This is a genomic window from Paraburkholderia tropica (genome assembly GCF_914484835.1).
Classification (GTDB): domain Bacteria; phylum Pseudomonadota; class Gammaproteobacteria; order Burkholderiales; family Burkholderiaceae; genus Paraburkholderia; species Paraburkholderia tropica_A.
Window position 1 is genome coordinate 337,023 of record NZ_CAJZAR010000068.1, and the last position, 23,582, is coordinate 360,604.

The window sequence follows — 23,582 nt, forward strand, 5'->3', positions numbered from 1 at the left end:
TTCGAATACTGGCTCCAATTCACCCACACTCATTTTTTATGCAATTTGGATTGCGCCGATAAGGCCCGCAATTGACACCGCATTGCCGATTTACGTGCGATTTTTTATTGAACACTGGGTGAATTTGCTATCTTTCGCTCCCCCGCCGCTTATTGCTGTCATAAGTGCGGTCATTACTGCGGTCATTACCGCGCCCCTTACTCCGTCCATTGCCCGGATTGCCATGAACGCCATACTGCTCAATCGCGTCACGCGCGCCGACGCGCCCGACCTGATCGCCGCGAATATCGAAAGCCAGGCGCATCATCTGCCCTGGGTCACGTCCTTCACGGATCAGGCGGGTTTCGACGCCTGGTTCGGGCGCGGCCTGAGCGGCCCGAACGTCAGCTTGATCGCGCGCGAATCGGCGAGCGGCGGGATTGTCGGCGTCATCAATCTCAATGAGATCGTCGCCGGGGTGTTTCAGAGCGCGTATCTGGGCTACTACGGCATGGCGCGTTTCGCGCGCCAGGGCTTGATGACCGAGGCGCTGCGCGCCGCCGTGGCGCACGCCTTCGACGACCTCGGCCTGCATCGGCTCGAAGCGAACATTCAGCCTGAAAACGTGGCGTCGATTGCGCTGGTGCGGCGCGTAGGCTTCAGCAAGGAGGGGTTTTCGCCGCGCTATCTGCGCATCGGCGGCGTCTGGCGCGATCACGAACGCTGGGCGCTCGTTTCGGATCGCGAGTCGTGAGCGCGTGAATCACGCCTCGCGGAAAAGGTGCTCGCACATGAAATCGACGAACACGCGCAGCTTCGGCATCCACTGCCGGTTCGACGGCCAGAGAATCGAAAACTGACCGGGCGCGATCGTGTGTGCACGGCGACGAGCGAGCCGCCGATACCGAAGCCCGCGTTCACGGCTGCAACTTGCCCGTGGTCGGCAAGCGGTGGCGCACGCAACGATGCTGCGCCAGTTCCGCGAGCGTGCGCGGCCGCGCAGCAAGCGGCTCGCGCTTCAAGCAACGCAACCTCAAGCAACGCCAACTTCAGCCGAGAAACCGCTCGACCAGCTTAACGAAATAACTCGCGCCCACCGGCAGCAGCGCATCGTTGAAGTCGTAACTCGCGTTGTGCAGCAGGCACGGACCCGCGCCATGCCCCACCGCGCGATGATCGCCGCTGCCATTGCCGATAAACCCATAACAGCCCGGCTTCGCGCGCAGCATGAACGAGAAGTCCTCGGCGGCCATCGTCGGTTCGGCGGTGGCGTTCACGTGGTCGTCGCCGACCAGTTCGCGCATCACCTCGACCGCCAGCGCGGTCTGCGCGGGATCGTTGATCGTCGCCGGATACTGGCGTTCGAAATCGACCTCGCTCTCGCAGTCGAATGCCGATGCGGTCGCCGCCACCACGGCCTTCATGCGCCGCTCGATCAGATCGAGCGTCTCGTCGGAGAACGTGCGCACGGTGCCGCCGAGCCACGCGTCGGTCGGCACTACGTTGAGCGCCTCGCCCGCGTGGATCTGCGTGACGGACAGCACCGCGCCGTCGATCGGATTGCGGTTGCGCGTGACGATGCCCTGCAATGCGCTCAGCACCTGCCCCGCCGCGAACACCGGATCGCGGCCCAGATGCGGCATCGCCGCGTGGCAGCCCGCGCCGCGCAGCGTGATGCGAAAGAGGCTCGTCGACGCCATCAGCGCGCCAGGACGCACCGCGAAATCGCCCTCGGGAATGCCGGGCCAGTTGTGCAGCCCGAACACGGCATCGCACGGAAAGCGCTCGAACAGGCCGTCGTCGATCATCGCGCGCGCGCCGCCGCCCGCCTCTTCCGCGGGCTGGAAAATCACGTTCACGGTGCCGTCGAACGCGCCGTGCGCGGCCAGGTGCTGCGCCGCGCCGAGCAGCATCGCCGTGTGGCCGTCGTGGCCGCACGCGTGCATTGCGCCCGCCACGGTCGAGCGGTGCGCGAAGGTGTTCGCCTCCTGCACCGGCAGCGCGTCCATGTCGGCGCGCAGGCCGATGGCGCGACCGCTCGTGCCGCGCGTGAGCGTGCCCACCACGCCCGTCTTGCCGACTTCGCGCGTGACCGCGAAGCCCCATTGTTCAAGCCGCTCGGCCACCAGCGCGGCGGTGCGCTGCACGTCGTAGCCGATCTCGGGATGAGCGTGAATATCGCGGCGGATCGCCTGGAGCGCACCAGCGTTCGCCTGAATGGAATCGATCAGTTTCATGCGGAAGGAATGCGGTAGAAAGCGCCGCGCGCCCGCCGCCGCATAAGGGCGGCGCGGGCGCGCAAGCGTGTGGGATCAGATGTGGAAAAGCTGGGCGACGAGCGTCGCGCCGATGAACGTCCCCGCGTTGGCGACGAACGACACCAGCACGATGCGCCAGCCGAGACGGCGGAACGCCGGAATGTCCTTGGCGATCGAGAGGCCCGCGAAGGCGAGCATCGGGGTCGTCACGCCGAGGAAGTCGTTGTGCGAGCTGAGCACGGCGATCTGCGAACCCCACGGGCACCACGGCGAGGTCAGGAACATCGCCACCACCGAGACCCAGCAGACGGCCGGAATCTTGCTGCCGGTCGCGCGCGCCAGCGCCTCGCCGACGATCGTCGCGCCCACCATGATCGCGATGCCGGGCAGCCCGACCAGCGGCGTGGTGCCGTGGGCCATCCAGTCGCAGACGAGCGCCATCGCGGCGGTCACGACCCACGCGAGCAGCTTGCCGCGGTAGCCGAGCACAGGCGCTTCGGTCTGCACGTCGCCGAGCGACGGACGCGACGTGTCGTCCTGCGTCGAGGCCTTCGTGGTGCGCCCGATCAGCGGTTCGAGCACGCGATAGCCCCAGACGGCGAGCGGCAGCGAGATGAACAGCGTGAAATAGGTGCCGATGGTCGTCGTGATCAGGTTGCTGGCCGCCGCGAACGCGAGCACCGACTTCGCGGTTTCGGCGTCCTGCTGCGCGGCGATCGCGCCCGACGCGGCCGCCATCATGCTGCCCGAGCCGACGCCCGAACCCATCGCCATCGCGAGCGGATCGAAGATGCCGAGGCTCGCGATGAAGCCCGCGAAGATCGCGATGAACACCGCGCCGAACACGGTGCCGGTCAGGTATTCGGCCAGCACGCCGCGCCCTTCGGCGGAATCCATGCCGTACTTCTCGCCGATGATCGCAAGGCTCGGCTCGCGGCCCACCGAGAAGGTCGCGCCGATCGCTTCGCGCTTGATGCCGAGCAGCAGCGCGAGCGGCAGACCGAGCAGAATCGTGCCGACGAAATGCCCGAACTCCTGGAACGCGAGCGCCCAGCCCGCCGCCGCGAGCTTCGGCAGCGCGCTGCCGACCATCAGCCCGAGCTTCGAGACGAACAGCAGCAGCGCCGGTTGCAGAATGGCCGCCGCGAGAAACTGATTCGACGTGTCGAGACGCGCGGCGCTTTTCCAGCGCTCGCTCGCAAGCCCGAGTGCCGCGCCCAGCAGCAGCGCCCAGATCATCGGCAGCAGCACGACCTTGCCGGGCCCGATCTTGAACGTGAACGAGCCGATTGCTTCCGCGATCAGCAGAATGCCCGCCGCGTACAGCATGACCTTGGCCGTGCCGCTGCCACCGGCGTGTTGCCGTTCGATCCCCATGGTGTGCTCCATCTCAGTCTCCTTCGTCCAGGCCGCTCACGCAACCGTATTACAGATAGCCGAATGCGGTCGGCGGCGCCTCGGCCGTCTCGACCCAGACGCTCTTGGTCTGCGTGTACTCGTACAGCGCCTCGACGCCGCTCGAACGGCCATAGCCGCTCAGGCCGTAGCCGCCGAACGGCGACGCCACGTTGATCGTCTTGTAGCCGTTCACCCAGAAGGTGCCCGCGTTGACCTGCGCGGCGACGCGATGCGCGCGCGCCACGTCGGTGGTCCAGACCGCCCCCGCGAGGCCGAAGTCGGTGTCGTTGGCGATCGCCACGGCTTCTTCCTCGGTGTCGAACGGAATCGCCGCGACCACCGGCCCGAAAATCTCCGTGCGCGCTACGTCCATGTCGTTCGTCACGCCCGCCAGCACGGTCGGCGAAACGAAATAGCCGCCGTCGCCGCGCTCGGCCGAACCGGCTGCGAGCGTCGCGCCGTCCGCCACGCCGCGCGCGATCATCGACATCACGTGATCGTATTGCTTGCGGTTGTTGATCGGGCCGACTTCGGTCGCGTCGTCGAGCGGCGCGCCCACGCGAATCTGCTTCGCGCCCGACGCCACCATCGCGACGAATTCGTCATACACGGCCCGCTGCACCAGCAGACGCGAGCCCGCCACGCAGCTCTGGCCCGCGCCCGCGAAGATCGCGGCCTGCGCGGTGAGCGCGGCGCGCTTGAGGTCCGAGTCCGCGAACACGATATTCGCCGATTTGCCGCCCAGTTCGAGCACGCAGGGCACCACGCGGCGCGCGGCCGCTTCGGCGATACGCGCGCCAGTCGCGGGCGAGCCGACGAACACGACCTTGCTGACCGTGCGATGCGCGATGGCCGCCTGGCCGACCGTGTGGCCGAAACCCGCCAGCACATTCACGAGACCGCGCGGCAGACCCGCCTGCTCGGCGATGCTTGCGAGCGCGAGCGAGGTGAACGGCGTCAGTTCCGAGGGCTTGAGCAGCACGCCGTTACCCATCGCGATGGCGGGCGCGACCTGCCAGCCGCACGTGAACACGGGCGCGTTCCAGGGCGTGATCTGCAGCACCACGCCCGCCGGTTCGCGGCGCGTGTAGTTGAGGTGCGAAGTCGGCACCGGAATCACGCTGCCGTAGAACTTGTCGGTCCAGCCCGCGTAGTACTCGAACATCTCCGCGACCTTGGCGACTTCGCCGCGGCAATCGCGGATCGGCTTGCCCGAGCCCAGCGATTCCAGCCGCGCCATCGGTTCCACCTGGGCGCGGATCGCGCGCGCGACGTCGTGCATCACGCGTCCGCGCGCCATGTGCGTGAGCGCCCACCATTCGCGCTGCGCGCGGCGCGCGCTCGACGCGGCGTGATCGACCAGCGCCGCGCCCGCATCGCGATACGCGAGCGACGCGAGGCCGGTGGCCGCATCGTAAAGCTGAACCGGTTCGCCCTGGCCTTCGACCAGTTCACCGTCGATATACGAGCCGAGCGTCGTCGCGCCGGGGAAGAAGTGCGCGAACGCGGCGAGCAAGAGGTCTGCGTGCTGGGTCATGTGCGTGATTCCGTGCTGAAGTAGGTACGTAGTAACGATGCGGCGCGCTCAGTCCTGCGCGACCGTTTCGACGAATTCGACGATGCGGTTGAAGTCCTCCGCGTCGCCGATCGACGCCGCGCTTTCGGCCCACAGGCGGCCCGCTTCGCGCGCGATCGGCGCGTGGCTGTCCATCTTGTCGAGCAGCGCCATCGCGAGGCGTACGTCCTTGCGCATCAGCTTCATCGTGAAGCCGGAATCGAACGCGCCGTTGAAGATCCACGTCGGGTAGTTCGTGAGCGTCGCGCTGTTGCGGCCCGAGCCGCCGTTGAGCGCGTCGACGAGCTTCTCGGGATCGACGCCCGCCGCGCGCGCCGTGCGCACCGCTTCGCTCGCGACCAGCAGATGCACGCCCGTCAGCAGATTGTTGAGCAGCTTGGTCACGTGACCCGCGCCGACCGGCCCGACATGCACGCGCTTCGCGCTGATGGTTTCGAGGATCGGCGTGACGGCTTCGATATGCGCGTCCGCGCCGCCGAGCACCATCGTCATGGTCGCGGTGGCCGCGCCCTTCGGGCCGCCGCTCACGGGGCCGTCGATGAAGCCGATTTCGCGCCCGGCCAATTCGGCCGCCACGCGGCGCGTGCTGTCCGGGTCGGCCGTCGTCGTGTCGATCACGATCGTGCCGGGGCGCGCATTCGCGAGCACGCCGTCTGCGCCGAGCACCACTTGTTCGACGATGGCCGAGGTGGGCAGCGAGAGCAGCAGCACGTCGGCGTCGCGGGCGATATCGGCGATCGATTCGCGCGCGCTCACCACGCCCTGCTCGGCCAGCGCGGCCGCGACGCCCGGCGCCGCGTCGTAACCCAGCACGTCGAAACCGCCGCGTTGCAGCGAACCGGCCATGCCGCGGCCCATATTACCCAGACCAATCACGCCTACCGTTTTCATGCGCGTCTCCAGAAAAACCCTTGGTTTGCCCGGCGGCAAAGGCCCGCCAGCGCTCGATTGATCTCATGTTCGGCGACACGAGCCGTATAATCAATCTCATCCAATATTGAATTTGTTCTAATTTTTAGAACACTCCGCCGACACCTCACTTCAGGCACGACGATGAGCGACACCCTGACCGACAGCCGAATCGTCTATTTTTACGAGGCCGTGCGCTGCGGCACGATCCGCGCGGCCGCCGACTGGCTGGACGTTGCGCCGTCCGCCGTGAGCCGCCAGATCGGCCTGCTGGAACAGGAACTCGACGCCGCGCTGATCGAGCGCCACGCGCGCGGCGTCACGCCCACCGAGGCCGGGCGCTGCGTGATCGAATATTTCCGCGAGCAGCTTGCGCACCGCGACGACCTGCTCTCGCGGCTCGAAGAATTGCGCGGCATGAAGACGGGGCAAGTGAACGTGGTGCTCGGCGAAGGCTTCGTCTCCGACGTGCTCGCCGGGCCGATGCAGCAGTTCTGCCGCCAGTTTCCGGGCATCCGCGTGAATCTCGACGTGGGCGGCACGAACGACGTGATCCGCAAGATTTCGAACGACGAAGGCGAGATTGGCCTCGTCTACAATCCGCCGACCGAGCCCAAGCTCGTCTCGCGCGCCTCGAAGCGGCAGCCGATGATGGCGATCGTCGGCCCGGCGTTTCCGCGCCGCACGCACAAGGTGTTGACGGTGCAGCAGCTCACGGCGTATCCGCTGGCCGCCACGCATCCGTCCTATGGCACGCGGCAAATGCTCGAAGCCGTGGAGTACGCGGAACGCGTCAAGCTCGCGCCCACGGTCACCACCAATTCGTTCGCCATCCTGAAAGAATTCGTGCGCTCGGGTCTGGGCATTGCGGTGATGCCGTCATTCGCGGTGGCCGCCGAATTGCAGGCGAAGGAACTCTACGCGATCGATATCGCGCATCCGATCCTGGAGAACGCCGAAGCGCATCTGGTCACGCGCGTGGGCCGCAAGCTCTCGGTCGCCGCCAACAAGATGCTGCAATTGATGACGGCGCAGATGCGGGCGTTTCGTTGACGCGTTATTGCTCTGATGCGCCGCGTTTCGCGTCGTAAGCGCGCAATGCGTCATGAAGCGCGGCATCGGTCCAGTTTTCCTGAAGTGCCTGTCGAACGATCGCCTGCTGGCTCGGCGGCGCGAGTCCGCCCAAAGGCGGATCGCGGTCGAGATCGGTGGGAAACGGATAGCCCTCGGCGCACGACGCAATCACCGCTTCGATGTCCGCCGACGACAAGGCACCGCTCGCGCGCGCCTCGCGCAACACCGGAAACACCGCCTCGCTCATGCGTCGCCGGTTCAAGGTTTCCATCGCACGCCCGAACGGCGACGACACCTGCAACAGATTCGCCATGCGCTGCACGTCGGCGGTATGGTTTGCGCCCGCCGCGTGAAAGAGCGCCGGATTGAAAAACAGCGCGTCGCCTTTCGCGAGCGGCAATTGCACGCAATGCGCCTCGAAATACGCGCGAAAATCCTCGCGCCGCCACGCGACGTAACCGGGCGCGTAGCGTTGCGAATGCGGCAGCAGTTTGGTCGGCCCGCTTTCGACCGGCATGTCGCTGTGCGCGACCGCGCCCTGTAACGTGAGATACGCCGACATGCGATGCACATGCGCGGGATAGCGCTGCGCCGCGTCCACGCTCAGAAAGCCGAGGTGATAGTCGCGATGCGCGCGCTGCGCCTCGCCGCCGGGCCGCACGACGTTGACCTGCGAAGTCATCTGATAGCACGGCCCGAGCCACGCTTCGGCGGCGGCCGCGAGCATCGGATTGGCGAAATAGCGCGCGAATACGTCGGGCGCGCGCACGCAGAGTTTTTCCTGCGCGTTCCAGATGCGGTCGTTCGCGCCCGCCTTCGCGAAGTGATCGCCCGCGCCGCCGCCCTGTGCGCGTTCGCTGGCGATGATGGATTCGAACACGGCGGTCGCGGCATCGACGGGCTCAAGGTCGGCATACGCGCCGCGCAGCACGAAGACGCCCGCGCCCTCGTCGAGCACGCTCGCCCACTCCGCCAGCAGCGCGGCGCGGCGGTCCGGATCGGCAAGAATTTCTGCCAGCGCGGCGCAATCGTAAAGCGGAATCTTCTGCTGAATCTCGCTCGCGTGGTGCGTCGCGTGCGCGCCTTGCGGCGCTTGCTCGATCAGCGCGGCAAAGTCCTCCAGCGAACACGCCTGCTCCGTGTACGCGCTCGCCGCGCGCGCGGCCTCGGCCATTTCGATGCCTCGATGATTCATCGCGTCTCCTGCGGTTTTTATCGTGCTGAAATCCAGCATAGCGGCTCGCAGCGGTGCTGGGCTATCATGAATCCATCAAAAAACCATCAAGGCCGAGGTGAGGTTCGTGGCGCACCGCTTTCTGGTCAAGGAGATCGCGCTTCAAGCCGGCGTCGGCCCGGCAACCGTCGACCGCGTGCTCAACGGGCGCGCGCACGTGCGCGAGCACACGCGGCGGCGCGTCGAGCAGGCCATTCGCGAGCTTGAAGATCAGCAATTGCAGATGGCTCGCACGGGCCGCAAGCTTGTCGTCGATGTGGTGGTGGAAGCGCCGTCGCGTTTCGCGCACGAAATCCGCGACGCGCTCGATGCCGAATTGCCCGGTCTGCAACCCGCCGTGTTCCGGCCGCGTTTCGATCTGCGCGAGACGATCGGCACTGGCGAACTCGTGGCGACGCTCGAAGCCATCGCGCGGCGCGGCAGCCACGGCGTGCTGCTCAAGGCGCGCAACGTGCCCGCCATTGCCGCCGCCATCGGCGATCTGCAACAGCGCGGCATTCCGGTCATCACGCTATTCACCGATCTGCCGGACTCGGGCCGCGTGGCCTATGCGGGTCTGGACAATCGCGTCGCGGGCGCGACGGCCGCGTATCTGATCGGACAGTGGACGCGCGCGCAGCCGGGCCGTGTGCTCGTCACGATGAGCGACGAACGTTTTCGCGGCGAAGAGGAACGCGAAATCAGCTTCCGTCACGCGCTGCACGCGCGCTATCCGCATCTGAGCATCGTCGATGCGAGCGGCGGCCACGGACTCGACGCGCCCACCGAAGCGCGCGTGCACGCGGCGCTCGCGCAGCACGGCGAGATCGCCGCCGTCTATTCGATGGGCGGCGGCAATCCCGCGATCCTGCGCGCGCTCGCGCAGCGGCAAGCGCGGCCCGTCTGCTTCGTCGGCCACGATCTGGACCGCGACAACGTGCGTCTGCTGCGCGAGGGCCAGATTCACGCGGTCCTGCATCACGAATTGCGTCAGGACCTGCGCTCGGCTTGCCATCACGTCATGGCCTTTCACAAGCTGCTGCCGGTTTCCGCCGTGTCGTCTTCGTCGTCGGTGGTCGTGGTGACGCCGGAAAACATACCGGCGTCGATCATCGCCCGCCTCGGTTATTCAACCGAGTCGTGAATATCGGTGAGACGAATCATGTGCGGCTTCACGCTCGCGTCGTCGTCGGATTCGGCTTGCGCGGGCGGATGAATCAGCGCGTCGAGCCGCGCCCGCGTGGCGAGAAATTCCGGCGAGTTGAACTGCGCATAACTGCGCGGACGCGGCACCGGCACTTCGATCAGCTCCTGCACTTCGCCGGGATTCGCCTTGAGCACCAAAATGCGGTCAGCGAGGAAGATCGCTTCATCGAGATCGTGCGTGATAAAGAAAATGGTGATGTCGACATTGCGCCAGATATCGAGCAGATGCGCCTGCATTTTGGCGCGCGTCTGCGCGTCGAGCGCGCCGAACGGCTCGTCCATCAGCAGAATGCCGGGCCGGTTGGCGAGCGCGCGCGCAATCGCCACACGCTGCTTCATGCCGCCCGAAAGCTGATGCGGATACGCATTGGCGAACTTCTCCAGCCCCACCAGATCGAGCCATTGCAGCGCTTCGCGCTCGGCCTGCGCCGCGCCCTGCCCGTTCATCTGGAGTCCGAACATCACGTTCTTCTTCACCGTGAGCCACGGAAACAGCGTGTAGCCCTGAAACACCATGCCGCGATCGGCACCGGGTCCGCGCACGGCCTTGCCATTCACACGCACTTCGCCCGAGGTCTGCGTTTCGAGGCCCGCGAGCATGCGGATCAGCGTGGACTTGCCACAGCCCGACGGCCCGATCACGCAGACGAACTCGCGTCGATGCGTGGTGAAGCTGACGTTGGACAGCGCCGTATGTTCGCCTTGCGGCGTCGAAAAGCGCTTGGTGAGATTGCGCACTTCGAGGATCGGCTCGCGGGCTTTGAGGCGCGCGAAACGCTCGCGCACGGCCTCGGACTGGAGGAGATAGTCGGGAACGGGCTGCGGATTGAACATGGCGGCGTCCTGTGATGTGAAAGCGTGATGCGTGCGCAAACGACAAACGACAAACGAAGCTTTTAGCCCTGAAAATCAGGCCTTCAGCGTGCGATCCCACGGAAACAGCTTGCGTCCGAGAAACCCGAGCACGATATCGGTGCCCAGGCCGATGATGCCGATCATCATGATCGCGGCATAGACGTTGTCGAAATGCTGGTAACGCGCCTGCTGCGTGATGTACCACGTGATGCCCGAACTCGTGCCGACGAGTTCCGCCACGATCAGATAAGTCCACGCCCAGCCGAGCAGAATCCGCTGGTCGCGATACAGGTCCGGCAGAATGCCCGGCACCACCACATGCGTGAGCAGCTTCAGGCGCGAGGTGCCGAGCGTCATGGCCGCTTCGAGCAGGCCGAATTCGAGCTTGCGCGTGGTGTTCGCGATGATCAGCACCTGCTGGAACAGCGTGCCGATCACGATGATGGCGATCTTCGGCGCGTCGTAAATGCCGAGCACGGCCACCATCAGCGCGCCGAATGCGGGCGCGGGCAAATAGCGGAAGAATTCGAAGAACGGTTCCTGCAAGCGCGCGAGCACGCTATAGGTGCCGCACACGATGCCGACCGGCACGCCGATCAGCGACGACACGAGAAAGCCCCAGAAAATGATCTGGATGCTGTGCCACAGACTCTGATGCAGCCACACGCCGTCCACCGAAGCGGGCGGCGTCGTGAACGCGGTATAGAACGCGCGCAGCACTTCATGCGGCGCGGGCAAATACACGGGATTGGCGGCGACGCCGGTTGGCAGCGCCGTGTGCGCCTCGCGTGCGTGCGCCAGTTCGTCGGCGAATATCGCCTTGTCGACGCGCATGCCCGGCTGGAAATAATCCACGCTGCCGGGCTGCGTAATCAACATCTGCGGATGCCAGACGAACGGCACGTAACTCACCACGCACCACACCAGCAGCGGCAGCAGAAACGAGCCGAGGCCCAACATCCATTTGCCGCGCGGCGTCAGCTCGCGGCGCACTGCAAACACTCCGGTCTGGCTGATCTCTGCCATGAGTTTCTCCTGCTGGTGGGGGCGGGTGCGTTACACGCCGATACGCTTACTTCAGGCTGCTCGTGAGCGACGGATCGACATAGGCGCTCACGTCCTGCGGCGCCTTGTAAACCTGATACTTCACGTTGAACGCGTCGGCGGCGCGGCTCGAACCGTACAGCGACTTGAAGCCATCGGCATTCACGTAAGCCTGTTGCGCTTCCGGCAGCGTGAGCAGCTTGGTGCCCTTGAGCAGCGGCAGATATTGCGCGGGCGTGAGGCCGACGCGCGCCGACATGATCTTCACGGCGTCGCCCTGCGTGGCCGGATCTTCGATGTAATGCACCACGCGATACCAGACCTTCGCGAGCTTCGCGTAATCGGCCTTGTGCGCGGCGAGGCTCACGGGATTCACGGCGAGCACGTCGTAGATCAAGCCCGGTTCGTCGGCGGACGTGAACACCGGACGCGCGCCCGGCACCGCGCGCTGCGCTTCGCCCGCGTTCGGCTGCCAGGCTGCAATGGCCGCGACATCCGACGACGCGAGCACTTGCGGCGTCTCGGTCGTCTTCGCGTTCACGAGCGTCACGTCGGTTTCCTTCATGCCCGCGCGTTGCAGCGCGTCGAGCAGCAGCAGGTGATCGACCACGCCGAACTCCACGCCGATCTTCTTGCCCTTGAGGTCCTGCATCTTGCGCGCGGGCGGCTTGGCGATGACCATGTCGTTGCCGTTCGAATAATCGGTGATGAGCGCCATCACGTTCTTCGCGCCGTTCGCGCCCATCGTGAGCGCGTCGCCGTTGGTCACGAGCACGGCGTCGAGCTTGTTGGCCGCGAACGCGTCCATCGACGCGGCGTAGTCGAACCAGTCGAACTTGACGTCGAGGCCCGCTTCCTTGAGCCAGCCCTTGTCGATGGCGACCTGCCAGGCCACCCAGCCCGGCCAGTCGCTATAGCCGATGCGCAGCGGCGCGGCGTTCGCGGCTTGCGCGCCAGCGGCGAAAAGGCCCGCCGCGAGCGCGAGCCCCGACGCGATGCGTGCGAACGTGAAGTGCTTGGTCTTCATTGCGGTTCTCCAGGTGTAAAAGTGCAGCGTGTGTTCGGTTGAATCATGTCGTCGTCGATAGACGTAAAGCGCGTTCAGGCCGCCTGCATCGCCGCGCGCCGATAAGCGCGCCAGCCGCCAAGCGCGCTGATATCCTCAGCGCCTTCGAGTGCCAGGCTTTCGCACAAAAAGCCTTGTACGAAGGCACCATCCGCCAGTTCGAGCGTGCCGATGCCGAGCGGTGACGGGATCAGTGCGACGAACGAACCGTAGTGCTCGACGGGCATCTCCCAGACCTCGACTTCGATCGCATGGCCGCCTTGCGCCACGCGCACGAGACCCGGTTTTTCGATGCCTTGCGAAGCGGCCTTCGGCAGCGCGTAGAGGCGATAATTTTTCGATGTCGTAGTCGCCGCGACGAGTTTCGCATCGCGCGATGTCAACTGTGCGTTCAGCGGTTCGCCGCCCAGATGCGCGCCCACTACAGCCACGCGCACCGTTGCGGGCGTAGCGGAAGCGGCCTTCGTGTTCGAGGCCGCTTCGCCCAGCCACGCACGCGCGATATCGAGCAGCTTCGCGTCTTCGTGCGCGCGTGCGACGAAGGTGATGCCGAACGGCTTGCCCGCGTGCGGCCCGCTTTCGCACGTGCCAGCCGGCACCGCAAGCGCGGACAGATCGAGCAGGTTCACGAAGTTCGTGTAATAGCCAAAGCGCGCGTTCACGCCGATGGGATCGGCTTCGAGTTCCGCCACCGTGGACGTGGTCGGCGAAGTCGGCGTAACGATGGCATCGAGATCGGGCCACACGCGTTCGGCCTGCATGCGCAGCGCGGCGAGCGTGTCTTGTGCGGCGAACGCATCGGCCGCGCTCCAGCGCGCCGCGCCGCCGATGATCGCGCGCGTGACGGGATGCAGCGCATCGGGATTCGCTTCATGGAACGGACGAATCGCGGCCAGCCGTTCAGCGACGAACGGCCCTTCGTACAGCAGACGCGCCGTCGCGAGAAACGGCTCGAAGTCGATCTCGACGAGTTGCGCGCCCGCCGCGCGCAGTGCCGCCAACGCGGCGTCGAAGGCTTGCGCATACGACGCATCGCCATAGAACTCCAGTTGCGAAGCGCGCGGCACGCCCAGACGCAAACCCTTCAACGCAACTTGCGCGCTCACCTCATCGCCTTGCCATTCGCGCGCATACGGATCGTCCTCGGCCACGCCGTGCGCGCTCTCGAACACGCGTTGCGCGTCATCGGCGGTATGCGCGAAGATCGAGACGCAATCGAGCGAGCGGCATGCGGGGACCACGCCGAGCGTGCTGAGCACGCCCTTGGTCGGCTTGAGCCCGACGAGCCCATGAAACGCCGCCGGCACGCGGCCCGAACCGGCCGTATCGGTGCCCAGCGAGAACGCGGCGAGCCCCATCGCCACCGACACCGCCGAGCCCGAACTCGACCCGCCCGACGCGTACTCGGGATCGAGCGCATTGCGGCACGCGCCATGCGGCGAACGTTGCCCCGACAAGCCCGTGGCGAACTGATCGAGATTGGTCTTGCCGATCGGAATCGCACCCGCCGCGATCAGGCGCTCGACCACGGGCGCGCTTGTTTCAGGCTGATACGCGTAGTCGGGACACGCTGCCGTGGTCGGCACGCCCGCGAGATCGATGTTGTCCTTGATCGCGAACGGAATGCCGTAGAGCGGCAGCGTGGCCGGATCGCGGCCCGCGAGCGCGTCGGCGTAACGCATCATCTCGTCGCGTGTGAGCGCGCGAATCCAGATGCGATGCGGATCGTCGCCCGACGTATGCGCCGCGATCCGCTCGACGAGTTGCGCGGGCGTGAGGCTGCCGTCGAGATAGCGCGCGCGCAAGGCGGCGATCGTCATCGGCGTATGCGCCGTATCGGACGTGTCCGGGGTCGTGGAAAGCAGATTCATTGGCATGCGGCCTCCTCGCCGCTCGGGCTGGTCGTCGTGTCGGTCGTCGTGTCGGTTATCGTTGCGCTCACGCGGATCGCCATCAAGCGCTGGCCCGCGGTCACGGCGTCGCCTTCATGACAGGCGAGCGCTTCGATCACGCCGCTCGCGGGCGCGGCCACCGTCACTTCCATCTTCATCGATTCGAGGATCGCCACGTCCTGGCCTTCCTCCACGGCGTCGCCTTCCGCGACGAGCAGCTTCCACACGCTGCCCGACACGTCGGCGCCGATCGCGCGGCAATCGTCGTCGAGGTCGCTCAGCGATTGCGCGTTCGCGCCGCTATCCGCGCCCGGCTCGCCTACGTATTCGGCCTGGCCCGCCTCGCGCCAGCGCTCGCGTTCCGCTTCGAAAGAGGCTTGTTGCGTGGACTTGAACGCAGCAATCGATTCGGCTTCGTCGCGCAGGAATCGCTCGTATTCACCGAGGTCGAACACCGATTCCTCGATACGCAAGCTGCGCCGTCCTGCGATGAATTCGCTGCGCCATTGCGCGAGTTCGCTTTCGCTCACTTCGTAGAAGCGGATCTCGTCGAAGAATCGCAGCAGCCACGGCTTGCCCGCTTCGAACTCCTTCGTGGTGCGATAGCGATTCCACATCTGCACTGTGCGGCCGACGAACTGATAACCGCCGGGGCCTTCCATGCCGTACACGCACAGATACGCGCCGCCGATACCGACCGCGTTTTCAGGTGTCCACGTGCGCGCCGGGTTGTACTTCGTGGTGACTAGCCGATGGCGCGGATCGACGGGCGTCGCGACCGGCGCGCCGAGATAGACATCGCCGAGACCGAGCACGAGATAGCGCGCGTCGAACAGAATGCGCTTCACGTCGTCGATGCTGTCGAGACCGTTGATGCGGCGAATGAACTCGATATTGCTCGGACACCAGGGCGCATCGGGCCGCACGCTCTGCATGTAGCGCTCGATCGCCACGCGCGTCGACGGATCGTCCCAGGACAGCGGCAGATGCACGATGCGGTTCGGCACGCGCATCGCATCGACGGCAGGCAATTGCGTTTCGGCGAGCTTGAGATGCGCGAGCAGCGCGTCGAGCGCGAGCGTGTCGGGATCGAAATGGACCTGAAGCGAACGGATGCCCGGCGTGAGATCGACGATGCCGGGCAGGCGATGTTCCGCGAGCCAGTTCATCAACGCATGCACGCGAAAACGCAGCTTGAGGTCGAGCACGGGCGGCCCGTATTCGATCAGCAGATTGCGATCGCCCGAACGGCGGTAGACCACGGCCACGCTTTTTTCATCGGCGTTTTCATCGTCGGTATTTTCGCTGCGATAAAGCACGCACTCGTGCGTCGCGTTCGCTTTCGCGGGTACGAAGCGCACCGTATCGCCGGGACGCAGCTGGCCGAGCTTCCACAACTCCTCGCCGATCACCGTCACCGGGCAGACGAAGCCACCGAGACTCGGGCCATCGGGACCGAGAATCACGGGCATATCACCGGTGAAATCGACCGCGCCGATCGCGTAGGCGTTGTCGTGGATATTCGACGGATGCAGGCCCGCTTCGCCGCCGTCCGTGCGCGCCCATTGCGGCTTCGGGCCGATCAGACGCACGCCCGTACGGCTCGAGTTGTAGTGCACGGTCCAGCGCGCCTCGTAAAGCATGGCGATGTCGTCGCGCGTGAGGAAATCGGGCGCGCCGTGCGGGCCGTCGAGCACCGCGAGTTCCCATTCATGCGTGAGTTCGGGCACGCGCCCGGTCGGCAGCGTCGCGCCCGCCTCGCCCTTGCCCGCGCCCGGCGCGAGATGCAGCACGTCGCCCTTGCGCAGCGCGCGGCCCGCATGGCCGCCGAACTGGCCGAGCGTAAACGTGGCCTTGCTGCCGAGATAATCGGGCACCTGCAAGCCGCCGCGCACCGCGAGGCACGCGCGCACGCCTGCGCCCGTCACGCCGCCGAGCTTGAGCACGCTGCCCGCACGGGCGCGCACGACTTGCCAGAACGGCACCGCCACGCCGTCGAGCGCCGCCGCGAGCGGCGCGCCGCCGAGCACGAACAGCGTCTCGCAGTTGAAGCGCAGCGTCGCGCCGACCATCGTGAATTCGAGGCCCGCCGCGTCCGCTGCATTGTCGAGCAGCGCGTTGGCGAGCGTGAACGAGCGGTCGTCCATCGGGCCTGAGGGCGGCACGCCCACGTCCCAGTAACCCAGACGCCCCGGCGTCTGCTGCACGGTCGTCTGCACGCCGCCGTCGAGCACGTCGATGGTGTGCGGCGCGAACACGAAGCGGCCGAGGAAAGCCGTGGTCTGCTCGCCCGCCGCAAAGGTCGCCGACCCGACCACCGCACGCAGATAGTCGAGATTGGTTTCGATGCCATAAAGCTGCGTGCGATCGAACGCATTGGCGAGCGTCGCCAGCGCGGCTTCGCGCGTCTCAGCGCTCGCGATGATCTTGGCGATCAGCGGATCGTAGAACGCGCTGACTTCCGTGCCCGCGTCGACCCAGGTGTCCACGCGCACATCGTCGGGGAAACTCACGTGCGTGAGCAGCCCCGAACTCGGCTGGAAATGGCGATTCGGATCTTCGGCGTAGACGCGCACCTGCACGCTCGCGCCGCGCGGACCGTCGCTCAGCGACTGCGCGAGCGCGGGCAGCGGCGCGAGCGTGCCTTCGGCCTGGCGAATCATCCACTCGACGAGATCCACGCCGTAGACCTGTTCGGTCACGCCGTGCTCCACCTGCAAACGCGTATTCACTTCGAGGAAATAAAACGCGCGTGCATGCGCATCGAACACGAATTCCACCGTGCCCGCGTTCGCGTATTGCACGGCGCGCGCGAGACGCACAGCGGTCTCGTGCAGCGTGCTGCGCTCCGCCTCGCTCAGACCCGGCGCGGGCGTTTCCTCGATGACCTTCTGGTTGCGCCGCTGCACCGAGCAATCGCGTTCACCGAGCGCGATCACCTCGCCCTTGCCATCGCCGAAAATCTGCACTTCGATATGGCGCGCGTGCTCGACGAATTTTTCGAGGTACACGCCCGCGTTCGCGAAGTTGCTCTGGCCGAGCCGCGCGACCGAGGCAAATGCCGCGTCGAGTTGCGCGGCGTCGCGGCACAGCGACATGCCGATGCCGCCGCCGCCCGCCGTGCTCTTGAGCATGACCGGATACCCAAGCGACGACGCCGCGTCGAGCGCGGCCTGCACGTCGGCGAGCAAGCCGGTGCCGGGCAGCAATGCCACGCCGTTTTGCTGCGCGATCTCGCGCGCCGTGTGCTTGAGGCCGAACGCTGTCATCTGCTCCGCGCGCGGGCCGATGAAGGCGATGCCCGCCGCTTCGCAATCGCGCGCGAATGCTGCGTTCTCCGAAAGAAATCCGTAACCGGGATGCACGGCCTGCGCGCCGGTCTGGCGCGCCGCGTCGAGAATCGCCGCGGCGTTCAGATAGCTCTGCGCGACCGGTGCCGGTCCGATGCAGACAGCTTCGTCGGCGAGCATGACGTGCATCGCGTGACGGTCCGCTTCCGAATACACCGCGACCGACGCGATGCCGAGCCGCTTGAGCGTGCGGATCACGCGGCACGCAATCTCGCCGCGATTGGCAATCAGGATTTTGTCGAACGCCATCATGCCTCCCACACGAGCAGGCGCACGGGCGTCGGGTTGTAGCCGTTGCACGGATTGTTCAGTTGCGGGCAGTTCGAGATCAGCACCGTCACGTCTTCTTCGGCACGCGCTTCCACGTATTTGCCGGGCGCGGAAATGCCGTCCTCGAACGTGAGCTTGCCGAGCGGCGTGACCGGCACGTTCATGAAGAAGTTGATATTACTGACGAGATCGCGCTTGCCCAGTTGCGAAGCCGCACCGCAGGTGCAATGCGCGAGCGCGTTCAGATAGCTGTCGCGGCAGCTGTGCATATGGCGCTTGTCGAGCGCGTAACGCACCGTGTTGCTCTCCGCCGCGCACGCGCCGCCGAGCGTGTCGTGACGCCCGCAGGTATCCGCGGTGATGGTGAGCATCGGGCGGCCGAGATTCGACATCAGCACGCTGCCCGCGCTCAAGTACAGATTGCCTTGCGCGCGAATGGTGTCTTGCGCGCTATAGCGTTCGGCGGGATCGTCGCTGCGATAGAACAGCGTATCGACGGCCTGATTGCCTTCGAGGTCGACGATACGCAGCGTCTCGCCGCGCTTGATGTCGTAAAGCCAGGGCTCGCCGGCAGGCAGCGTGAAATCGTAACGGGCGGTGCGCGCTTCGAGCGCGCTTTCGATGATCGGCATGGCGGCTCCTCAGGCGAACAGGCGGTCGGTGTTGGTGAAGGCGCGGCCGTTCTCGGCGCACGCGTTGCGGCACAAATCGTCGGCGGGCGCGGCGGCATCGGCGGGATACGCGCGCCACGCGATCAGCTTCACCGGCTTCGGCGCGTACTCGCGCTGCGGATCGAGCGGATGCGGCGCGGTGGAAAGCGCCGCCAGCGTGTTCATGTCGAAGCGCAGATCGAGCGAAGCGCCCGCGCGCGAATGGCCGCTCACGTAGCTGAGCGCGCCGTCGTCGCCCACGGCGACCTTGCTGAAGAAGTTCACGTTCGCCGCGAGATCGCGCGGCCCCAGACCGTACTTCGCGAGTTCGAGCACGAGGCTGTCGCGGCCATTGCGGATCATCTCGTTGCGATGCGCCTGATAGCGGCGCTCGCCGTACTTGCGCGCGAACAGCGCCGCGTCGCCGACCCCGCCGAGCGGATCGTGCCAGCCGAGCGTGTCGCCCGTGATCGACGCGATCACGCGGCCCATGTCGGTATGCAGCGCGTGGCCGCGCGTGAGGTGAGCCGTGTGCTGCGCCTTCAGCGTGTCGGCCATGTTGTAGCGTTCGAGCGGATCTTCCTGGCGATGAAACACGGCGGCGAGATTCGCGCCGCCTTCGATATCGACGATGCGCAGCGCGAGGCCGCGTCGCAGGATGCCGGACCAGTGCGTGCCCGCGGGAATCACGGCTTCCCAAAGCGGCGCGGCGACCGGCGCGAGGTCGTTGAAATCGTCGAGTTCAGTGAGGAGGCTGGACGGCATGGAGGCTCCGGGTGGCGAAGGGAATAAGCGTGAGAGGGCGACCGAACGACATCGCAACCTCCCGGGCTTTTATCCCTCCGTGGAGCCTCATCGCCGCCTTGCATGCAAGGTGGGAGACGAGACCGGATTGCTCTCGGACCAGGCATCGGCCACACAACTGAAGCTGCGCGCCGACCGGAACCCTAGCGATCCTAAGATGATGCAAATTGCTTCGCACCTCTCGCAGGCTGATGTAGCGAGATCCGTGCCAATGCGCGGCGAATTGCATGAAGCGCCTTGAATCATGGGGTTTCGCGCGGGTTGGGAACGCACGCGCCGCGCTGTGCGTTGCACCGCGAAGCGGCATCGGTTTGCCCCAAGATGGTGATCGGCATGGCGCCGATTCGCGCGCGGCACATTTTCAGGGCGGCGCTTTCCACGCGATGACGGGATTGCTGCGCTTTCGATTGGCTTATCCGCGCTTTACATGCTCACTGCTGATTGGCATGGCTGTTGCATGTAGCACCGCATCCATTCACATCCCTCCGAATCATCGACGGAAACCAGCATGAGCCGAGCAACGCGACTTCGACAATTTCTTTACGCGCTTTTCGCCGCGCGTTTCATCGAATTGCAACGCGGCGACGCGCAAAACGCACGCCACTGACTCCACGACCGTTTAATCGCGCGTTGATATTCCGACTCTCCAAATAGCGTTTCCCCGCACCGGACGCCTCGCGCGCGCGGTGTACCATGCGAATGAGCCGCATACCGCGGCCTCGCCCGGAGAGCGCGCCATGAAAGTGTCGTGGCAACGCCGCATCACCTTGTTCGTCCAGCGTTTCTGGCAGCCGACCAGCGCGTGCATGACCTGCATGCCGGGCAGCTGGGGCAACATCATGAGCCTCGCGCACTGGGCGATCGCCTTCAAGACCGGTCTGCTCACCGGCGGGCTGGCGCTGCTGCTGACCTTCACGCCGGCGGCGAGACTCTACGCGAATCGATATGGCAACGCCTTGCTGGTCGGCTGCCTGACCGCGATAGGCGACGCGTATTCGCACACGAGCCACTACCGCATTCATTTTCTGGAGCACCTCGTCACGGGCGCGATGGCGGGATTGTTCGCGCTCGCGGCGTCGTATCTGTTCGAAGACCGCGCGCGCCGCATCCGCACGGTCTGGGTGCGTTTGTTCGGATGATTGAGACGATCCGGTTGTTTCGATTCGCTGCACTCACGCCGGGCGCGGCGACGCAACGGGCGGCGAGCCTTCATGGAACAGACCCGCGATTTGCGTACGCAACTCCGGCGAATCGGTGTGATGATGGACGCTGACCGCGTGTTGCACGGCCGCTTCGAGCAGTTCCTGATCGGAATCCGCCGAGATGGCCACGGAGCAGTTCATTTCGCTGGGAAACTCCCTGCAATCGATGTATTTGCGAGTCATGACAAGACTCCTCGTTAATCAATTAACTTCAGTCCGATGCATGCCCGCACAACGCGTAAAGCATGCGACAAAATTATAGGACCCCCGCATTTCACTTGCTAAAATAAGCAGGAGACGACGCTGCGCGCGCACTTTAAAACAACCGCAACGCGCGTTTTCAAACGGACACCCGAAATAATTAGTCAGGTTATCTAATCATTCAGGAAACGTGTCCGGCAATCTGAATTCAGCCCGGCCACGTTCACAAACGCACATCGGCCGGGTTGCGCGGCCTCGCCTCCTTCATGCGCCTGCTGCCTTCCCGAAAGCACGGCATTTCCGGCTTTCCCTACGGGACGCACACTGCGTCTCGCGTACGACCCCTTCCGCATTGATCGCCGCGCGCCGGCCCTCGCATGGGTTCGCCGCGCCCGGCGCGCCATGCGGATTCGCGAACTGCCGAATGAGAGGTGTGCGATGTCCAGCCTGTCGAGCGATTCCATCGAAACATTCAAACGCGCGCTGCGCGGTCAGGTGCTGCAACCGGACGACACGGGCTACAACGAAGCCCGCCAGCTCTGGAACGCCATGATCGACCGGCGTCCCGCCTTGATCGTGCGTTGCCGGGGCTGCGCCGACGTGCGCCAGGCCGTGTCGTTCGGGCGCGACAACGGCCTCGCGCTCGCCGTGCGCGGCGGGGCGCACAACATCGCGGGCAGCGCGATGTGCGACGGCGGCCTCGTGATCGACCTGTCGTCGATGAAGTCGGTGCGCGTCGAACCCGCCACGCGCCGCGCCTATGTCGAGCCGGGTGCAACGCTCGGCGACTTCGACCACGAAGCGCAGGCCTTCGGCCTCGCGACGCCGCTCGGCATCAACTCCACCACGGGCGTGGCCGGGCTCACGCTGGGCGGCGGCTTCGGCTGGCTGAGCCGGCGCTTCGGCATGACGGTCGACAATCTCGTGGCCGCCGATGTGGTGACCGCCGACGGTAATCTGCTGCGCGCGAGCGCCGACAGCCACCCCGACCTGTTCTGGGCGATTCGCGGCGGCGGCGGCAATTTCGGCGTGGTGACGATGTTCGAATTCGCGCTGCACGCCGTGGGCCCCGAAGTCTATGGCGGACTCGTGGTGCTGCCCATCGCCGCCGCGAAGGAAGCGCTGCAACGCTATCGCGAAGCCTCCGCGTCGATGCCCGAGGATCTCACCGTCTGGAGCGTGCTGCGCTTCGCGCCGCCGCTGCCCTTCCTGCCCGCCGACGTGCACGGCAAGCCCGTGATCGTGTTCGCAATCTGCTATTCGGGACCGCCCGAACGCGCGGCGGCCGCCGTCGAACCGGTACGGCAATTCGGCACGCCCTGCGGCGAGCATCTCGGGCCGATGCCCTACGCGGCGTGGCAGCAAGCCTTCGATCCGCTGCTCACGCCGGGCGCGCGCAATTACTGGAAGTCGCACAATCTCGCGCAATTGCCGGACGGTCTCATCGATACGCTCACCGCCGCGATCGGCAATCTGCCTTCGCCCGAGTGCGAAATTTTCTTCGGGCAGATCGGCGGCGCGACCACGCGCGTCGCGCCCGACGCCACCGCGTATCCGAATCGCGATGCGCTCTATGTGATGAACGTGCATGGCCGCTGGAGCGAGCCCGGCGACGACGCCCGCTGCATCGGCTGGGCGCGCGACTTTTTCGACGCCTCGGCGCCTTATGCGCTCGGCAGCGTCTACGTGAATTTCCTCACCGACGACGAACGCGCGCGCGTGACAGCCGCCTATGGTCCGAACATGGACCGGCTGATCGCCGTGAAGACGCGCTACGACCCGCACAACCTGTTCAACCGCAATCAGAACATCGCACCCGCAGCCAACACGTAGTGCCCGTGCCGTTATCGCCAGGCGGCCATCGCCTGGCAATCCTCAGGAGAATCGTCATGCAGACTTATGTGGTGCTTGCGCAATTCACCGATCAGGGCATCCGCACGATCAAGGACAGCGCGAAACGCGCCGGCCACGCCGCGGAACTGGCCCGCACGTTCAAGTGCGAAATGAAGCAGATTTACTGGACGCTCGGTCAATACGATCTGGTCACGATCGTCGAGGCCGAAGACGAAGCGGGCTTCATGGCGTTCGGCCTCGCGCTCGGCTCGGCGGGCAATATCCGCACGCAAACGCTGCGCGCGTTCGACAAGGACGCGTTCAGCGCAATGCTCGGCAAGCTCGGTTGAGCGGATGATCGGCGCGCCCAGTCGGCCGCGCCGGTCAATGGTGGCTCCACACCGGCAGTTCGCGCGACAGCACGGCGGCGTCCTGCTCATCGCCACTCGATGACTTGCCCGCGTAGCGCGTGCCCGAGCTGTGTTCGAGCGAGGCACGCGCGATCCACCATTTCGCTTCGCGGCTCGATGCGTCGACGGCCAGCGCGCGTGCCGCGTCGTGACGCACGCAGCCCCACTGGCCTTCGCGTCCGCAACGGTGCGCGGACGCGAGCCAGGCGTCGCGGTCCTGCTCGCGTGACGAGAGGTCGGCGCGCATGCGCTGGGCGTCGGCGTTGCCCGGTTGCGCGGCGAGCGCGCTGGCGAGCGACGCGTGCGCCGCCGCGAGACGGTTCTTGTCGAGACTCGCGCGTGCGCTGGCGAGATTCGCGGTGACGTCGCTGCGCGCGGCGGGCGGGCGCGCG

At 66.0% G+C, this 23,582-nt stretch carries 20 protein-coding genes, 2 pseudogenes and 1 riboswitch; of the genes and pseudogenes, 7 read left to right on the forward strand and 15 right to left on the reverse strand.

The genetic code is table 11. The annotated features are described in order from the left end of the window. Positions 1 to 223: 223 nt before the first annotated feature. Entirely contained in the window at positions 224 to 733 is a 510-nt protein-coding gene (locus LDO54_RS26095) for a GNAT family N-acetyltransferase (RefSeq protein WP_224013555.1), read from the forward strand. A 9-nt stretch (positions 734 to 742) separates the two neighbouring features. Here LDO54_RS26095 and LDO54_RS26100 read toward each other — a convergent pair. From LDO54_RS26100 to LDO54_RS26120, 5 genes and pseudogenes are all read right to left on the reverse strand, one after another. Then, positions 743 to 983: pseudogene (locus LDO54_RS26100) on the reverse strand (LysR family transcriptional regulator); the annotation flags it as partial. Between the two features lie 45 nt (positions 984 to 1,028). Further along, positions 1,029 to 2,216: a M20 aminoacylase family protein gene (locus LDO54_RS26105; RefSeq protein ID WP_224013556.1), complete on the reverse strand. Its 1,188-nt coding sequence runs from the start codon at positions 2,214 to 2,216 to the stop codon at positions 1,029 to 1,031. Between the two features lie 75 nt (positions 2,217 to 2,291). Beyond that, positions 2,292 to 3,626 (reverse strand): DUF3100 domain-containing protein, encoded by a 1,335-nt coding sequence (locus tag LDO54_RS26110; protein WP_224013557.1) that lies wholly within the window; start codon positions 3,624 to 3,626, stop codon positions 2,292 to 2,294. A 37-nt stretch (positions 3,627 to 3,663) separates the two neighbouring features. Next, the gene (locus LDO54_RS26115; protein ID WP_224013558.1) at positions 3,664 to 5,172 is read right to left on the reverse strand and encodes an aldehyde dehydrogenase family protein; all 1,509 of its coding nucleotides are present in this window, start codon (positions 5,170 to 5,172) and stop codon (positions 3,664 to 3,666) included. A 48-nt stretch (positions 5,173 to 5,220) separates the two neighbouring features. Beyond that, positions 5,221 to 6,102, reverse strand: coding sequence for an NAD(P)-dependent oxidoreductase (locus tag LDO54_RS26120; RefSeq protein ID WP_224013559.1), 882 nt, complete (start codon positions 6,100 to 6,102; stop codon positions 5,221 to 5,223). 162 nt (positions 6,103 to 6,264) lie between these two features. Between LDO54_RS26120 and LDO54_RS26125 the strand changes: the two genes are divergently transcribed. Further along, positions 6,265 to 7,173, forward strand: a complete 909-nt coding sequence (locus tag LDO54_RS26125; RefSeq protein WP_224013560.1) for a LysR family transcriptional regulator — start codon at positions 6,265 to 6,267, stop codon at positions 7,171 to 7,173. A gap of 4 nt (positions 7,174 to 7,177) precedes the next feature. Here the strand turns inward: LDO54_RS26125 and LDO54_RS26130 are convergent, their stop codons facing one another. Then, positions 7,178 to 8,389, reverse strand: a complete 1,212-nt coding sequence (locus LDO54_RS26130; protein WP_436975687.1) for a phytanoyl-CoA dioxygenase family protein — start codon at positions 8,387 to 8,389, stop codon at positions 7,178 to 7,180. Between the two features lie 106 nt (positions 8,390 to 8,495). On the opposite strand from LDO54_RS26130, the gene LDO54_RS26135 reads away from it, so the two are divergent. Then, positions 8,496 to 9,551, forward strand: a complete 1,056-nt coding sequence (locus LDO54_RS26135; protein ID WP_224013561.1) for a LacI family DNA-binding transcriptional regulator — start codon at positions 8,496 to 8,498, stop codon at positions 9,549 to 9,551. Here the strand turns inward: LDO54_RS26135 and LDO54_RS26140 are convergent. From LDO54_RS26140 to LDO54_RS26170, 7 genes are all read right to left on the reverse strand, one after another. Continuing rightward, entirely contained in the window at positions 9,533 to 10,447 is a 915-nt protein-coding gene (locus LDO54_RS26140; protein WP_224013562.1) for an ABC transporter ATP-binding protein, read from the reverse strand. The genes LDO54_RS26135 and LDO54_RS26140 overlap by 19 nt on opposite strands. A gap of 75 nt (positions 10,448 to 10,522) precedes the next feature. Then, positions 10,523 to 11,494, reverse strand: coding sequence for an ABC transporter permease (locus LDO54_RS26145; protein ID WP_224013563.1), 972 nt, complete (start codon positions 11,492 to 11,494; stop codon positions 10,523 to 10,525). Positions 11,495 to 11,540: 46 nt separating this feature from the next. Further along, entirely contained in the window at positions 11,541 to 12,539 is a 999-nt protein-coding gene (locus LDO54_RS26150; protein ID WP_224013564.1) for an ABC transporter substrate-binding protein, read from the reverse strand. A 74-nt stretch (positions 12,540 to 12,613) separates the two neighbouring features. Next, on the reverse strand, positions 12,614 to 14,449 hold the full coding sequence (atzF, locus tag LDO54_RS26155) for an allophanate hydrolase (RefSeq protein WP_224013565.1): 1,836 nt from the start codon (positions 14,447 to 14,449) through the stop codon (positions 12,614 to 12,616). Next, positions 14,446 to 18,069, reverse strand: coding sequence for an urea carboxylase (uca, locus tag LDO54_RS26160; RefSeq protein ID WP_224013566.1), 3,624 nt, complete (start codon positions 18,067 to 18,069; stop codon positions 14,446 to 14,448). The genes atzF and uca overlap by 4 nt, the downstream gene beginning before the upstream one ends. Next, positions 18,069 to 18,722 carry an urea amidolyase associated protein UAAP2 gene (locus LDO54_RS26165; RefSeq protein WP_224013567.1) on the reverse strand — a complete coding sequence of 218 codons (654 nt, stop codon included), beginning with the start codon at positions 18,720 to 18,722 and terminating at the stop codon, positions 18,069 to 18,071. The genes uca and LDO54_RS26165 overlap by 1 nt, the downstream gene beginning before the upstream one ends. A gap of 9 nt (positions 18,723 to 18,731) precedes the next feature. Beyond that, positions 18,732 to 19,505 carry an urea amidolyase associated protein UAAP1 gene (locus LDO54_RS26170; protein WP_224013568.1) on the reverse strand — a complete coding sequence of 258 codons (774 nt, stop codon included), beginning with the start codon at positions 19,503 to 19,505 and terminating at the stop codon, positions 18,732 to 18,734. 56 nt (positions 19,506 to 19,561) lie between these two features. Next, a riboswitch (guanidine-I (ykkC/yxkD leader) is annotated at positions 19,562 to 19,702 on the reverse strand. Positions 19,703 to 19,771: 69 nt separating this feature from the next. On the opposite strand from LDO54_RS26170, the gene LDO54_RS26175 reads away from it, so the two are divergent. Both LDO54_RS26175 and LDO54_RS26180 read left to right on the forward strand, forming a co-directional pair. Continuing rightward, the gene (locus tag LDO54_RS26175; protein WP_224013569.1) at positions 19,772 to 20,056 is read left to right on the forward strand and encodes a hypothetical protein; all 285 of its coding nucleotides are present in this window, start codon (positions 19,772 to 19,774) and stop codon (positions 20,054 to 20,056) included. 225 nt (positions 20,057 to 20,281) lie between these two features. Then, the gene (locus LDO54_RS26180) at positions 20,282 to 20,683 is read left to right on the forward strand and encodes a hypothetical protein (RefSeq protein WP_224013570.1); all 402 of its coding nucleotides are present in this window, start codon (positions 20,282 to 20,284) and stop codon (positions 20,681 to 20,683) included. Positions 20,684 to 20,716: 33 nt separating this feature from the next. Here LDO54_RS26180 and LDO54_RS26185 read toward each other — a convergent pair whose 3' ends face one another. Continuing rightward, a complete protein-coding gene (locus tag LDO54_RS26185; RefSeq protein WP_224013571.1) occupies positions 20,717 to 20,929 on the reverse strand; it encodes a DUF1059 domain-containing protein in 213 nt (70 codons plus the stop codon). A gap of 456 nt (positions 20,930 to 21,385) precedes the next feature. On the opposite strand from LDO54_RS26185, the gene LDO54_RS26190 reads away from it, so the two are divergent. Further along, on the forward strand, positions 21,386 to 22,780 hold the full coding sequence (locus LDO54_RS26190) for an FAD-binding oxidoreductase (protein WP_224013572.1): 1,395 nt from the start codon (positions 21,386 to 21,388) through the stop codon (positions 22,778 to 22,780). Positions 22,781 to 22,836: 56 nt separating this feature from the next. Further along, positions 22,837 to 23,130, forward strand: a complete 294-nt coding sequence (locus LDO54_RS26195) for a GYD domain-containing protein (RefSeq protein WP_224013573.1) — start codon at positions 22,837 to 22,839, stop codon at positions 23,128 to 23,130. Positions 23,131 to 23,164: 34 nt separating this feature from the next. Here LDO54_RS26195 and LDO54_RS26200 read toward each other — a convergent pair. Then, a pseudogene (locus LDO54_RS26200) lies at positions 23,165 to 23,582 on the reverse strand (hypothetical protein); the annotation flags it as partial.